The sequence below is a fragment of the Burkholderia sp. AU45388 genome, from assembly GCF_030481585.1.
GTDB classification, from domain to species: Bacteria; Pseudomonadota; Gammaproteobacteria; order Burkholderiales; family Burkholderiaceae; genus Burkholderia; species Burkholderia sola.
In genome coordinates, this window is record NZ_JAUJPV010000016.1 from 76,845 (window position 1) to 90,800 (window position 13,956).

Here is a 13,956-nt window from a genome sequence, read left to right on the forward strand (position 1 = left end):
CGCCGGCACGAGGGCCATCCAGTGCAACGCGGGCGGCGGGATGACGGCCGTGCCATCGCCGCCCCCGCACATCGGTTTGCGCGGACGGCCAGCGATTCAACCAGGCTGCTTGTCGGGACGGCCGTGCCGCCAGGCCGGCAACCGCCGGCGCGGCTCAACGCAGGTTGCGGGATGCGCGCGGCATCGCCGAACGCGGCGCACCGCTCCCGCGTCGTTCACGCCGCAACCCCGCTCGCCTGATGCGACACGAGCCGCGCATACGCACCCTGTCGCGCCATCAGTTCCGCGTGGCGGCCGGACTCGATCACCGCGCCCTGCTCGATCACGAGGATCAGGTCGGCATTGCGCACGGTCGACAGGCGGTGCGCGATGATGATCGACGTGCGCTGCGTCATCAGATCCTCCAGCGCCGCGCGGATCTGATGTTCGCTGATCGTGTCCAGGTGCGACGTCGCCTCGTCGAGGATCAGCACCGGCGCATCCTTCAGGAACGCGCGCGCGATCGCCACACGCTGGCGCTGGCCGCCCGACAGCTGCACGCCGCGCTCGCCGACGCGCGTCGCGAGCCCGTCCGGCAGCCGCGCGACGAAGTCGCCGAGCGCCGCATGGTCGATCGCGCGCTGAACATCCGCGTCGGACGCGTCGTTCGCGGCGAGCCGGATGTTCGCCTCGAGCGTGTCGTTGAACAGGTAGGTATCCTGCGCGACGAGCGCGATGTGCTGCCGCAGATCGTCGAGCCGCAGGTCGCGCAGGTCGATGCCACCGAGCGTCACGCGGCCCTGCTGCGGATCCCAGAAGCGCAGCAGCAGGCTCGCGATCGTCGACTTGCCGGCGCCCGACGCGCCGACCAGCGCGACCGTGCTGCCGGCCGGCACCTCGAAGCTCACGCGGTCGATCGCGGGCACGCTGCGCCCCGGATACGTGAACGACGCCGCGTCGAACCGCACCGCCGAATCGCCCGGCATCGCGTGCGCGCCGTCCGTCACCGTCACGGGCTCCTTCTCCAGCGCGCGCAAGCGGCGCGTCGACGCGATCGTGTCGGCAAGCTGGCGCGCGACCTGGCCGATCTCGGCCACCGGCATGAACGCCGCCACCGCGATCAGCACAAGCAGCGGCAACGATTCGCGCGGGAACCCGCCGCGTGCGCACAACCACGCGCCGAGCGCCGCGACGGCCAGCCCGCCGAGCCCGCTCGCGACTTCCAGCGCGGCGCTTTGCGTCGACAGATCGTCGAGCAGCTTCGCGCGCTGCCGGCGATACGCATCGACTTCGGCGACGAACGCCGCGCGCCGGCGATCGATCGCCTGGAACGCGGTCAGTTCCGCGAGCCCCTGGATCGTTTCGGTCAGGTGTGCGCCGAGCTGGCCGAGCGCCTCGCGCGCGCCGGTGCCGAGCCGGTCGACGTCGCGCCGGGCCAGCACGGGCGCGAGCCCGGCCCACAGCAGGAACGGCAGCAGCACCAGCGCGAGCGGCCAAGCGACCGACGCGAGCAGCATCAGCACGCCGGCCGGCACGAGCACCGCGACGAACGCAGGCGCGAGCGTATGCGCGTAGAAATATTCGACGGTCTCGACGTCCTGCGTCGCGAGCGCCACGAGATCGCCGGAACGGCGGCGCAGCAGCCCGGCCGGCGCGAGCCGTTCGAGCGTCGCGAACAGCGCGATGCGCATTTCCGCGAGCAGCCGGTACGCCATGTCGTGCGCGAGCCACGATTCGAGCCAGTGCAGCACGGCCGCGACCGGCGCGATCACGAGCAGCGCGGCCACCAGCCCGGTGCCGACATGGCCGGTCGGCACCGCGCCGACCACCATTGCGCCGATCACGCCGACGCCGATGAACGCGAGCACGCGGCCGATCCCGAACAGCACGGTCAGCGCAACCTTGCCCTGCCACGGCCGCACGAAGCGCAGCAGCGTCTGCAACGTTTCCCGCCAGCCGATCGTCGCCGCGTCGTCGTTCAGCGGCCGCACCTGTGGGCCCGACGACGCGCGCGCGGTCGCGCCGGCCGCCGCCGTCGCGCCGACGGATTCGGCGACCGCTTCCAGCTGCGGGCCCATCAGCCGGCGGTACGGGCCGTCGCGCGCGATCAGCGCCGCATGCGTCCCTTCGTCGACGACCTGCCCCTGGTCGAGCACCAGGATGCGATCGGCGCCGATCACGCTGGACAGCCGGTGCGCGAGCACGAGCGTCGTCCGTCCGCGCGTGAGCCGGTCGAGCGCCTGCTGGATCAGCGCTTCGTTCTCCGCATCGACCGACGACAGCGCCTCGTCGAGCAGCAGGATCGGCGCGTCGCGCAGCAGCGCGCGGGCAATCGCGATGCGCTGGCGCTGGCCACCCGACAGCATCAGCCCGCGTTCGCCGATGCGCGTCGCGTAGCCGTCGGGCAGCGCCGAGATGAAGTCGTGCGCGTTGGCCGCGCGCGCGGCCGCGATCATGTCCGCGTCGCCCGCGTCAGGGCGGCCGAGCCGCAGGTTGTCGGCGACGCTGCCGTCGAACAGCGTCGCATCCTGCGCGACGACTGCGATCATGTCGCGCACCTGGTCGGCATCGAGCGTGCGCACGTCGTGGCCGCCGATCCGGACCATCCCGCCCTGCGCGTCGTGCTGGCGCAGCAGCAGGCGCACGATGGTCGACTTGCCGGCCCCGCTCGGCCCGACGATCGCGACCGTCTCGCCCTCGCGCACCGAGAAACGCAGCGCCGCATGGGCGTCCGCACGGCGCCCCGGATACGCGAAGCTGACGTCGTCGAATGCGATCTCGGGCCGCAGGCCCGCCACGCGCGGCGTGTCGACGGCACGCGCATGGCCGCCCGCATCGAGCAGCGCATGGATCGCATTCGCCGCCGACTGGCCGATCATCCCCTGATGCAGCACCGCGCGCAGGTCGCGCAGCGGCCGGAAGATCTCGCTGCCGGCCATCAGCACGATCAGCAGCGCTTCGAGGCTCATGTCGCCGTGCTGCACGCGCCACGCGCCCACCGCGATCGCCGCGGCCGCGCCGAGGCCGGTGCCGAGATCCGTGAAGAGCCGCGTCAGCAGCCCGAGCGCGAGCACCCAGAACGTGCTGTCCGACAGCGCGCGCGCCTTCGCGGCCAGCTTCGCGCCGAACGCGCTGCTCTGCCCGAACGCCTTCAGCGTCGGCAGGCCCTGCACCGCGTCGAGAAACTCCTCGCCGAACGCCTTGAACGCGGCCGAGCGCGCGAGCGCCGCGCGCTTGTCGGCGCGATGCACGAGCTGCGGCAGCGCGAGCGTGACGAGCGCCGCGACGAGCAGGATCGCGGCCGTCGGCACGTCCCACCACGCGAGCACCGCGAAGATCATCAGCGGCGCGCACGCGGCGATCACGAGCTGCGGCAGATAGACGCCGAAGAAGGTCTGCAACTGCTCGACGCCGTCGACGACGGCCAGCATCACGCCGCCCGTGCGTTCGCCGCTGAACCATGCGGGGCCGAGCGCGGCGATCCGGTCGAACAGCCGCGCGCGCAGCGTCGCCTGCACGCGGCCCGCCGTATGCTGCGCGAGCACCGTGCGGCGATGGTCGAGCCATGCACGCAGCAGCACGCAAGCCGCCGTTGCGGCGACGGCCTCGCCGATGCCGCGCGCCGGCGCGCCGGAAAACACCAGCGCCAGCACGCGGCCGAGAAACACGAAGCGCAGGATGCCGACCCCCATCGCGAGCAGCCCGAGCGCGACGGCCGCCGCCACCCGCCAGCGCAGTCCCGCCATCATGGCCCATAGTCGTCGGTCGAAATACATGCAGCCCTCCGGTCGTGTTTCGTTGCGTTTTTCTGGACCGGATCGAGGCTACCCGCGCCGCCCCCGCGCGGCAAAAGATGATTTTTCAACGGGTGTTGAGTCAACTACAATACCCCGCATGTCGCACCTCCCTCCCCTCAGCGCACTGCGTGCTTTCGAGGCGGCCGTCCGCCTCGGCGGGTTCGCGCGCGCGGCGGCCGAGCTGAACGTGTCGACCAGCGCGGTGAGCCACCAGATTCGTTCGCTCGAGGAATCGCTCGGCGCCCGGCTGCTCGAACGCAGCACGGGGCTCGGCGGCATCAGCCTCACGCCGGCCGGCGCGCGTCTGCTGCCGGCCGTCGGCGATGCGCTGTCGCGTCTCACCGACGCGTGCGCCGACATTCGCGGCACCGCGCAACGGCTCACCGTGTCCGCCAACGCGCCGTTTTCGTCGATGTGGCTCGCGCGCCGGCTGGCGGAATTCTCGTCGCTGCATCCCGACACCCCGCTGCATGCGGTCGTGCTCGACGACGAGCCGGATTTCGCGCGCAGCAGTGTCGACCTGGCGATCGTGCACGTGCCCGCGCACCGGCTGCGGGCCGACGACGACGTGCTGATGCGGGAAACCGTGTTTCCGGTGTGCAGCCCCGAACTGTTTCCGTACGCATCGGAGCACGTATGCCGCTCGCGGCTGCTGCAGGAAATGCACGAGGACAGCCCCGAGATCGACTGGCGCAACTGGGCCGTGCATTTCGGCTTGCCGGACGACTTCGACACGAAGATCGTCCGCTACAGCAGCTTCAGCCAGGTGATCGGCGCGGCCGTCGGCGGCGCGGGCATCGCGCTCGGCCGCGTGCCGCTGATCGAACCCGAACTGCGCAGCGGGCGCCTGGTGCCGCTGGTGCCGGGCCTCGCGCGCGAGGCGTCATGGCGCTTCGTGCTGCGCCGCCATCCGTCGACGCGGCACCGGCTGCTCGATCCGTTGATCGCGTTCCTGCGCAGCGAAGCGGGCGCGCCGCCGTTCGTCGCGAAAAAGGTTGCGCCCGCATCCAACGACAGTCACGCACGGGGCGCGGGCGGCGCCTGACGGCGCGAGCATGCAACGCCGGCTGCACGTTTTGCGCATGAACGGCCGCTTACGGCGTCGCGAAGAACAACCCGACGACGCACGCCATGCCGCCGAACCACACGAGCGAACGCAGCGACGCCCAGTTCAACAGATACATCAGCGCATAGACGACGCGGATCGCGACGAACGCGATCGCGAGCTGGTCGACGCGATGCACGTTCGCGCCGTTGTGCCACGCCACCACCAGCGCGACCGCGAACAGCACGAGCGCTTCCCACGCATTCTGATGCGCGGCCTGCGCGCGTGCGCGCCAGCCTTCAAGCTTCGCCAGATAGTCGCGCGGCATACGGTTGTCGTAACCCTTGCGGGCCTTGGCGAGAAACGTCATCGGGAACGGCAACAGCGCCACGATGAACAGGCACAGCTGGGACGTCGTCATCAAAGTCTCCTCCGTTATGATTACATTGATCAATGACAAGATCGCCGAGAGCTTAGCACTGCATCGTGCTGTCCGCGCACCGGTTTTCTAGACGGGAGGCTCGGCCCGCGACGACGCCACAATTTCCACCAAATCACCGATAAATACGTTAATTAAAACTGGTCGAACACCCATAACATAGCGCTCGACACTGGCTTGACGCGCCGCCGCGCCCGGCCAGCCGGTTTCCCCCGCGCCGCCGCGCGCCGAACGACATCCGACCCGAGCCCTTGCCATGCCCCGTCCCATCGTCGCCCACATCCGCCCCGACGCCGTTCGCCACAACCTCGACTTCATCCGCCGCACCGCCGCGCAATCGCGCGTGTGGGCCGTGATCAAGGCCAATGCGTACGGCCACGGCATCGAACGGATCTACGCGGGCCTCGCGGCCGCCGACGGCATCGCGCTGCTCGATCTCGACGAAGCCGTGCGCGTACGCGAACTCGGCTGGGACAAGCCCGTGCTGCTGCTCGAAGGGATCTTCGAGCCGGCCGACGTCGAGCTGGCCGATCGCCATCGGCTGACGGTCGCCGTGCACTGCGACGAACAGCTCGACCTGCTGATCGCCGCGAAGCCGCAGCAGCCGATCGACATCCAGCTGAAGATGAATTCCGGCATGAACCGGCTCGGCTACCGGCCGGCCGCGTTCCGCGCCGCGTGGGAGCGCGCGGCGAGCGCGTCGCCGATCGGCAAGATCACGCTGATGATGCATTTCGCGAACGCCGACGAAGGCGAAGTCGACTGGCAGCTCGGACAGTTCGACGCGACCACGGCCGGGATTCCGGGCGAGCGCTCGATATCGAACTCGGCGGCCGTGCTGTGGCATCCGCGCGCGCACCGCGACTGGGTGCGGCCCGGCACGATCCTGTACGGCGCGTCGCCGACCGGCGCGGCGCGGGATATCGCCGACACGCCGCTGGCGGCCGCGATGACGCTGACCAGCAAGATCATCGGCGTGCAGACGCTCGCGCCCGGGGAAACGGTCGGCTACGGCCGCCGCTTCACGGCCGACCGGCCGATGCGGATCGGCGTCGTCGCGTGCGGCTACGCGGACGGCTATCCGCGCCACGCGCCGACCGGCACGCCGATCGCGGTGGACGGCGTGATGACGCGCGTCGTCGGCCGCGTGTCGATGGACATGCTGACCGTCGACCTGACGCCGTGCCCGAACGCGGGCATCGGCGCGAGCGTCGAGCTGTGGGGCGACCAGGTGAAAGTGGACGATGTCGCCGAAGCCAGCGGCACGATCGGCTACGAGCTGATGTGCGCGCTCGCGCGCCGCGTGCCGGTGGTGATCGTGCCGCCCGGCGCGTCGACCGTGCAGCCGGCGCTGCGGACGGGGAGCTACGGCCGCTGACCGGCGCCGCCGCGGCGGTGCGGCGGTGCGGCGGTACGGCGGTACGGCGGTGCGGCAGTACGGCGGTGCGGCAGTACGGCAGTACGGCAGTACGGCAGTACGGCAGTGCGGCAGTGCGGCAGTGCGGCAGTGCGTGACCGCGTCGCCGCGCATGCCGTTCCACTTGCTTGCGGGCCGCCTTGGCGGCCCGTCTGCTTTGCGGCGAACCGCCCTCTCGCGCCGGCCACGACGCGCTACGTCGTTGCGCGTTGCACCCACGGTGGGATGACAACGCGCGCCCTGCCCGCTCCCGTCACCGCATCACGAACGCCACGTCGGCTTGCGCTTCTCGAGGAACGCGTCGATCCCTTCGACCGCATCCTCTTCCATCATGTTGCGCGCCATCACGTCGCCCGCGTACGCATACGCTTCGTCGAGCGGCAATTCGCGCTGACGGTAGAACATCTGCTTGCCGACCCGCACCGCGGCCGGGCTCTTCGCGACGATCTCGGCGACCTTGCGCGCGACGGCCGCATCGAGCGCGTCCTCGGGCACGGCTTCGTTGACGAGCCCCCACGCGGCGGCCGTCGCCGCATCGACGAAACGGCCGGTCACCAGCATGTCGAACGCGCGCTTGGCCGCGACGTTGCGGCTCAACGCGACGGCCGGCGTCGAGCAGAACAGCCCGACGTTGATGCCCGACACCGCGAAGCGCGCGGTATCGGCCGCGATCGCGAGGTCGCATGCCGCGACGAGCTGGCAGCCGGCCGCCGTCGCGATGCCGTGCACGCGCGCGATCACCGGCACCGGCAACGCGCGCATCGCGAGCATCACGCGGCTGCACTGCGCGAACAGCGTGCGGTAGTAGTCGAGTTCAGGCTTGGCGCGCATCTGGCGCAAGTCGTGGCCGGCGCAGAACGCCTTGCCTTCGGCGGCCAGCACGACGCAGCGCACGTGCGGATCGGCAGCCAGCGTATCGAATGCATCGTGCAGCGCCGAGAGCATCGCTTCGGACAACGCGTTGAACTGCTGCGGGCGATTCAGGCGCAGCTTGACGACGCCGTCGTGCGCATCGCGCAGCAGGATCGGCTCGGCTGTCTCGTGAATGGGTTCCATGGTGTTCCGCTCGACGGGGTTCGACAGGATTCGATGCGGCGCGGGCGGACGAAACGCGTATCCGGCCGCCCGCGGCAGCGTCACGAAATGGTCCTCCACATTCCGCACGGCGTCCAGCCGCGGTGCCGCACGCGCGTGCGCGACGGCCTGCCGGCCACGGCGCAACGACCGTGCCCGTCTCGCGTCAACGGCGTCAACGGCGTCGTCGCGCGGCTTGCGCGGCTTGCGCGCGGCCTGCCGTCCTCGCGGCCAGCGCGGCGATCGCATAGGCGACACAGCCGAGCGCCGCGACCGCCCACAGCGCACCGGTCAGGTCCGGCAACAGGATCGTCGCGGCGCCTGCGACGGCCACGCCGAGCAGGCTGCCGGCCTGTCGCGCCGCGTTGAGGAACCCGGATGCCACGCCCGCCGCGTCGGCAGGCACCTGTTCGAGCACCGTCGCGATCATCGGTGCGACCGACAACGCGGTGCCGGTGCCGAACGCGGCCATCGCCCCCCAGACCACCGGCCACGGCCCATGCAGCGCGAGCGCAATCGCGATCGCCGGAATGGCGAGCGCCGCCATCGCGAGACCGTTAGCCATCAGCGTGACCGGACGAACGCGGCCATGCAGTTTTCCCGACAGCAGATTGCCGAGCGACAGACTCAACGCGAACGGCAGCAGCGTCAGCCCGATCTGCCGCGCGCTCATGCCGAAGCGCCCGTGCAGGTACAGGCTCAGCACGAACAGCAATCCGAAGTAGCCGACATAGACGAGGCTGCCCATCAGGTTCATCGCGACGAAGACGCGATTGCGAAACCATGCGAGCGGCACCATCGGATGGCGCGCACGCCGCTCGACGACGACCAGCACTCCGGCGGCGAGCGCGGCGATCAGCAACGCGGCGCGGACCTCCGCGGCGCCCGCGCCGCGTGTCGGCAATTCGATCACCGCGAAACACAGCGCGCCGAGCGCCGCCGCACCGACGCCCTGGCCGGCCCAGTCGAAATGGCGCACGTCCCGCGCGACCGACGCGCGAACGCACGCCGCCGCGCCGGCAAACGCGACCGCGCCGGTCGGCACGTTGATCAGGAACGCGCTGCGCCAGCCGAAATCGTCGACCAGGATGCCGCCCAGCACCGGCCCCACCGCGACCGCGACCGACGCGATGCCGGCCCACACCGCGATCGCCCGCGCCCGCTCGGCCGGCACGTCGAAGGTGCTGCGCACGATCGCGAGCGACGCGGGCAAAAAGAGCGCGGCGCCCATGCCCTGCGCGAACCGCGCGGCCACGAGGATCGCCACCGACGACGCGCCGCCGCACGCCGCCGATGCGCCGACGAACAGCGCCAGCCCGGCAAGGTACACGCGCTTCGCGCCGAACCGGTCGGACAGCGCGCCGCCCGCGAGGATCAGCGCGGCGAAGCTGAGCGTATAGGCGTCGACGATCCACGCGAGCTCCGCGACCGTCGCGCCGAGGCTGGTGCGCATCGCCGGCAGCGCGACGTTGACGATCGTCGAATCGAGCACCGCCATGAACATGCCGACCGCGACGAACGCGAGCGTCAGGCGCTGCTCGCGCGCCGTCGCGCGGCTCGGCGCCGTCGGCGCGACGGAAGAAACCGGGACGGAAACGGAATGGCACTCGGACATGACACCTCCCTGCAGATGCCGGAAGTCTAGGACCGGGCGCGCGATGCGCAAAAGTGATAATTTCGCATTTCCCCGATGCAAATCTGCATCACCGTTTCCTGTCCGTCGCCGCCTGTCCGATGCCACAATCGATCCGCATGAACTGGGACAACGCCCGCTTCTTCCTTGCACTGGCGCGCACCGGCACGCTGCGCGGCGCCGCGGCGCAACTGAACGTCGATCAGGCAACGGTCGGACGCCGGATCGCCGCGCTCGAGGACGAACTGGCGGCCCGGCTGTTTCTGCGCACACCGTCCCTCTATGTACTGACGACCGCGGGCGAAGCGCTGCTCGAGCCGGCCGAAACGATGGAGCGCGCGTCGCTCACGATCGAACGCCGGGTAATGGGGCTCGACGAGCAACTGGCGGGATCGGTGCGGATCGCGACGACCGACACGCTCGGCAAGCGCTTCGTCGTTCCCGCGATCGCCCGCGTGCGGCGCCGGCATGCCGGCATCGACGTCGTGTGCGTGACGTCGGCGCAAATCACCAACCTCACGCGCCGCGAGGCGGATCTCGCGATCCGCACGTTGCGGCCGGAATCGCCGGACCTGATCACCCGGCGGCTCGGGCATCTCGAAACGGGCATCTACGCATCGCGCGGCTACCTGGCCGAACGGGGCGAACCGGTCGCGGGCAGCGCGTTCGACGGGCACGATCTGGTGATGTATCAGCAGCCGGTGGTGCCGACGATGTGGGACGCGCTGTGCGGCGAGCCGACATCGCGCGGCCGCGTGATGTTCCAGACCTCGTCGACGATGATGCTGGTGGAGGCGACGCTGGCGGGGCTCGGGATTTCGGAGTTGCCGTGCTTCCGCGCGGACACCGAGCCGGAACTGGTGCGGCTCATGCCGCAGCGGTGCAATCATTTCGACGTGTGGCTCGTCGCCCATGCCGACCTCTACAAGACCGCGCGCGTGCAGGCGGTGATCGAGGCCGTCGTCGACGAATTCGCGACGGCGGCGGCGGGCCGGTAGTGGCCCGCTAACGGGCCGGTGCGTCAGCGCGGCCGATACTCGCCATCGGCAGCAGACCAGCGAAACGTCTGGCGCCATTTGCCGCCGCGCTCTCGCAACTGCAAGTCGTGGAAGCCGTCCGTCGAGGACGACAGCACACTGAGCGTATTGCTGCCTTCCGTGATGTCGTGATCTCGCGTGCCGTTGCGATGCCAATCCCCGGCGATATCCCGGTAGAACATCATCGGCTGCGCGAACACCACGCGCAGCGTCTTGCCTTCGATCCGGAACAGGTACAACGCCTCGAACGATGCGCCGCCGCCGGCATAGCCGATCGACCAGCCGGCTCGCACCCCGAACGCGGCATCGCCCGCCCGCAGCACATACGGCGCGAGATCGAACCGCGACCACCGCTCGGGCCGTAACGCGCGGTCCCCCGACTGCTTCGTCTCCTCGAGATAGTCGGGAGCGTCGAGATTCGTGTTGCTCCAGTCGGTCGCCTGGTCGAGCGGCTGTTCGGTACGCGCGACCAGGCGCGGCACGCCGTCCGGGCCGCGCTCGAATACGCCCAGCCAGACCCGCTCTTTCCGGTCGTCGGCGTCGGCGCCGCGCGCGAAATCTTCGCAATCGGTAGGCGCACGGAATCGCAGCACGTCGCGCGCAATATCGTCGGTCGGTGCCACGCACACGATCGCGACGAACGCACCGGGGCGTTGCGGCCACGGTTTCGCGCCGGCCAGCACGACTCGCGCAAGCGGCTGGCCCGGGGCAAGTTGCGCCACCAGCCCCTCTCGCGTGAAGCCGGGCGGCAGGTGCACGCCGAAGCCATCCGCTTCCGGCGCGCCGCCCATGTCGCGCGCATACGCGGCGCGTGCTTCGGGCGAATCGAACTTGCCGGACACCTGGTCAAGCGAATGCGCGGTACCCGCCGCGTACGCGGGGAAGCCCGCGAATGCCGCGCCGATCACGACGAGCCACGGCATCAAGCGAATTGTCATGTTGGAATGTCCTGTGAAGAGTTCGGTGCACAACGGGCGGTCACATTCGCTTGCGCCCGCCGCGCCACCTGCGCACGCCCGACCACAACTGTCCGACGCCCGCGACGAAAAAGACCGCGCCCATCCCGCCGATTGCCAGCGCATCGCCCCAGATCGCGCCGAACGTGTTCATCCGCGCGGTCATCCTCGGCGCGTCCGGCGCATAGCGCACCTCGACCGTCGCGCCGTCCTCGACACTGACGTCGCCGCCCTGCGCATATTCGACGTGCTCACCCGCGAGCGTCGTGAACGCGATCTCCGGATGATGCGGGCCCGCGTTCAGCTTGACGACACGCCCCGGCACGACGGCCGACGTCCGCATGAATTCCCGCGTCGACTGCGCGTACAGCGCGGCGCCGATCAGCATGCACGCGCCCAAGATGGAAAAAACGATGCCCTTCGCGATCAGCATCTCGATGGGTTGGGCCGCAGCGCGGCCGGATCCGGTCATCATCGGTTCGCGCTACGGACGCGACGGGTAGAACGACACGTCGATCCGGGACTGTGTCTTGCAGCGATACATCACGCCGCGCCCCGTTTCGTCGGTCACGCCTTCGTACGGCCCGTTACAGCCCACCACCTTGTACCGCGCGAACGGGATGCGCTTGCCGTCCGTCGGGCGGACCCGCACCGGCATGCGCCCCGTCGGGCCATCGCCGATCATGCGCACGAGCACCATGCGCGCCGCATCGATCGGCGCGGCGGAACGCATGTAGATCGTGCGTCCCTGCGCGTCGGTCGTGCCTTCGACTTCGAGTTCCCGGCTGTCCTGGGCCGCGCTGGTGTAAAGCGCGAACGCATAGCGCGTATTCGGCAGCGCCTGCCGGGTGGCCGGATCGTGCAGCACGAAATAGCAGCCGTTTGCGCCCCGCCCGGCCGACGCCTGCCCGTCGGCCTGCGCGGGATGGCACGTGTACGACGAGCCGCTGTCCGCGGCCGCCGCTTGTGCGTTCTGTTGCGCTGTGTTCGCGCATCCGCCCGCCAGCGCGGCGACCAGCGATACGCACGCGCCGCGCAGGAGCGCGGCCCGACCCATTCCGGTTTTCATTGGAGGGTGTTCCGTTCCCGATGTTGTCACTGCCGGGCGTGCCGCGCATGGCAAGGCACGCCGCCCTCGGCATCCGGCAGGATACGGACATCCCGGCGCGCTGTAAATCGCGCACGCAACCCCTCGACGTCCCGCTGGTGCGTCAGCCCGCGAGCTTCTTCAGCGCGTCGAGCACCGCGTCGCCCTTGAACGGCTTCACGATCCAGCCCTTCACGCCGGCGGCCTTGCCGCGCTCCTTCATCGCCGGGCTGCTTTCGGTCGTCAGCATCACGACGTTGACGGCCGTGTTCGCCAGTTCGCCGCGAATCTTCTCGACCATCGTCAGGCCGTCCATGTTCGGCATGTTCACGTCGCTGATCACGAGGCGCACGCCGGGCGTCGCCTTGAGCTTCGCGAGCCCGTCCTTGCCGTCGACTGCCGTCGCGACGTCGAGCCCGTGATTGCGCAGGAAGCCCGCGACTTCGTCGCGCACCGTGCCCGAATCGTCCACCACCAGAACCTTTGCCATGTCGTATTCCCCTTTCGTCGTTGCCGACTTCAACATTCAAAACAGTTCGAGTTCGCCCGCTTCGACCATCGGCCCGACGTCCTGCACCGATTCGCGGAAATCCTCCGGCGACCAGCTCAGGCTGAACACGAAACGCTGGTCGAGACGGACCGAGCGCCCCGAGGCCGGGTCGGTCATCCGGTACTTGAAGCAGAGCTGCGGACAGTCGCCGCCAAACGAGATGAACTTCTGCTTGTGATTGACGACGAGCGGCACCTGCACCGGATGGCGCGCCAGCGCCTCCGCATCGCCGAGATAGCGGTTCTTGAACGCGCCCCACACGAGGTTGGTCAGCTCGCCCAGCACGCTGTTCACGTCGCGGAAATCCGGTGCGCGGCCGTCGTCACGCGTGCCGCCGAGCATGTCGAGCAGCGGCTGCTCGCTCGTCTGCAACAGCATGTAGCCGCGGCACCATGCGCTTTCGAGCGCGATCAGGCTGAACACCTCGCCGAAGATGATCTGGTCGCGGACGATGCACGGCGTGTCGTGCTCGATCGTCATGCCCGGGAACAGGCTGTCGAGGCGCGCCTCGGTGATCTCCGAGATGCCGCGCACGAGCGCGTTCGGGTAGTCGCGGCCGAACAGGTATTCGTCGATCGCGCGCTCGAGCGGCGTCATGTCGTCGGCGACGTAGGCCGCGCACGCGACACGGGCGAGCGCATCGGGCAGCCCGTCGCGCGACGCGAGCGATTCGCGCCGCAGGATGATCGGCAGCTCGGGCCGCAGCGCGTCGATCTGCGTCGCGACGATCGCGCTCTCGGCCGGCGAGCCGCCGTAATCCTCGGCGAGCAGGATCGCGCCGAGATCGATGTTCGAGCGCAGCACCTTCAGCAGCCGGCTGCGCCGCACGGTCAGGCCGACCAGGTGGTGCGCGTCGCAGAAACGCTTGATCGCGTCGGCGTGCACGCGGCTGTCGTCGAGTACGAGCACCTTGCTGACGGGTCGGTCTTCGGTCATCTGATG

12 protein-coding genes are annotated in these 13,956 nt (G+C 70.0%); 3 read left to right on the plus strand and 9 right to left on the minus strand.

Annotated elements, in window-relative coordinates; translation table 11 throughout:
* Positions 1-215 precede the first annotated feature (215 nt).
* Positions 216-3,755, minus strand: a complete 3,540-nt coding sequence (locus QZM72_RS23515) for an ABC transporter ATP-binding protein (protein ID WP_301739377.1) — start codon at positions 3,753-3,755, stop codon at positions 216-218.
* A gap of 118 nt (positions 3,756-3,873) precedes the next feature.
* Here QZM72_RS23515 and QZM72_RS23520 point away from each other — a divergent pair, with 118 nt between their 5' ends.
* Positions 3,874-4,821 (plus strand): LysR family transcriptional regulator, encoded by a 948-nt coding sequence (locus QZM72_RS23520; protein ID WP_089469535.1) that lies wholly within the window; start codon positions 3,874-3,876, stop codon positions 4,819-4,821.
* A 49-nt stretch (positions 4,822-4,870) separates the two neighbouring features.
* On the opposite strand, the gene QZM72_RS23525 is transcribed toward QZM72_RS23520, so the two are convergent.
* Positions 4,871-5,242: an MAPEG family protein gene (locus tag QZM72_RS23525; protein WP_089469534.1), complete on the minus strand. Its 372-nt coding sequence runs from the start codon at positions 5,240-5,242 to the stop codon at positions 4,871-4,873.
* Positions 5,243-5,516: 274 nt separating this feature from the next.
* Between QZM72_RS23525 and alr the strand changes: the two genes are divergently transcribed.
* Positions 5,517-6,638, plus strand: a complete 1,122-nt coding sequence (gene alr / locus QZM72_RS23530; protein WP_089469532.1) for an alanine racemase — start codon at positions 5,517-5,519, stop codon at positions 6,636-6,638.
* Between the two features lie 300 nt (positions 6,639-6,938).
* On the opposite strand, the gene QZM72_RS23535 is transcribed toward alr, so the two are convergent.
* Together QZM72_RS23535 and QZM72_RS23540 are read right to left on the minus strand one after the other, a co-directional pair.
* A complete protein-coding gene (locus QZM72_RS23535) occupies positions 6,939-7,733 on the minus strand; it encodes an enoyl-CoA hydratase (RefSeq protein WP_089470549.1) in 795 nt (264 codons plus the stop codon).
* A gap of 193 nt (positions 7,734-7,926) precedes the next feature.
* A complete protein-coding gene (locus QZM72_RS23540) occupies positions 7,927-9,366 on the minus strand; it encodes an MFS transporter (protein WP_301739405.1) in 1,440 nt (479 codons plus the stop codon).
* A 137-nt stretch (positions 9,367-9,503) separates the two neighbouring features.
* Between QZM72_RS23540 and QZM72_RS23545 the strand changes: the two genes are divergently transcribed.
* Complete coding sequence (locus tag QZM72_RS23545) at positions 9,504-10,382, plus strand: LysR family transcriptional regulator (protein WP_179233504.1); 879 nt, start codon at positions 9,504-9,506, stop codon at positions 10,380-10,382.
* A gap of 23 nt (positions 10,383-10,405) precedes the next feature.
* Here the strand turns inward: QZM72_RS23545 and QZM72_RS23550 are convergent, their stop codons facing one another.
* From QZM72_RS23550 to QZM72_RS23570, 5 genes are all read right to left on the minus strand, one after another.
* The gene (locus QZM72_RS23550) at positions 10,406-11,359 is read right to left on the minus strand and encodes a hypothetical protein (RefSeq protein ID WP_089469530.1); all 954 of its coding nucleotides are present in this window, start codon (positions 11,357-11,359) and stop codon (positions 10,406-10,408) included.
* Positions 11,360-11,399: 40 nt separating this feature from the next.
* Positions 11,400-11,852: a DUF3592 domain-containing protein gene (locus QZM72_RS23555; protein WP_089469529.1), complete on the minus strand. Its 453-nt coding sequence runs from the start codon at positions 11,850-11,852 to the stop codon at positions 11,400-11,402.
* Positions 11,853-11,861: 9 nt separating this feature from the next.
* Complete coding sequence (locus tag QZM72_RS23560) at positions 11,862-12,446, minus strand: hypothetical protein (RefSeq protein ID WP_144030142.1); 585 nt, start codon at positions 12,444-12,446, stop codon at positions 11,862-11,864.
* A 142-nt stretch (positions 12,447-12,588) separates the two neighbouring features.
* Complete coding sequence (locus QZM72_RS23565; RefSeq protein ID WP_089470548.1) at positions 12,589-12,954, minus strand: response regulator; 366 nt, start codon at positions 12,952-12,954, stop codon at positions 12,589-12,591.
* Between the two features lie 36 nt (positions 12,955-12,990).
* On the minus strand, positions 12,991-13,950 hold the full coding sequence (locus tag QZM72_RS23570; protein WP_089469527.1) for a chemotaxis protein CheX: 960 nt from the start codon (positions 13,948-13,950) through the stop codon (positions 12,991-12,993).
* Positions 13,951-13,956 lie beyond the last annotated feature (6 nt).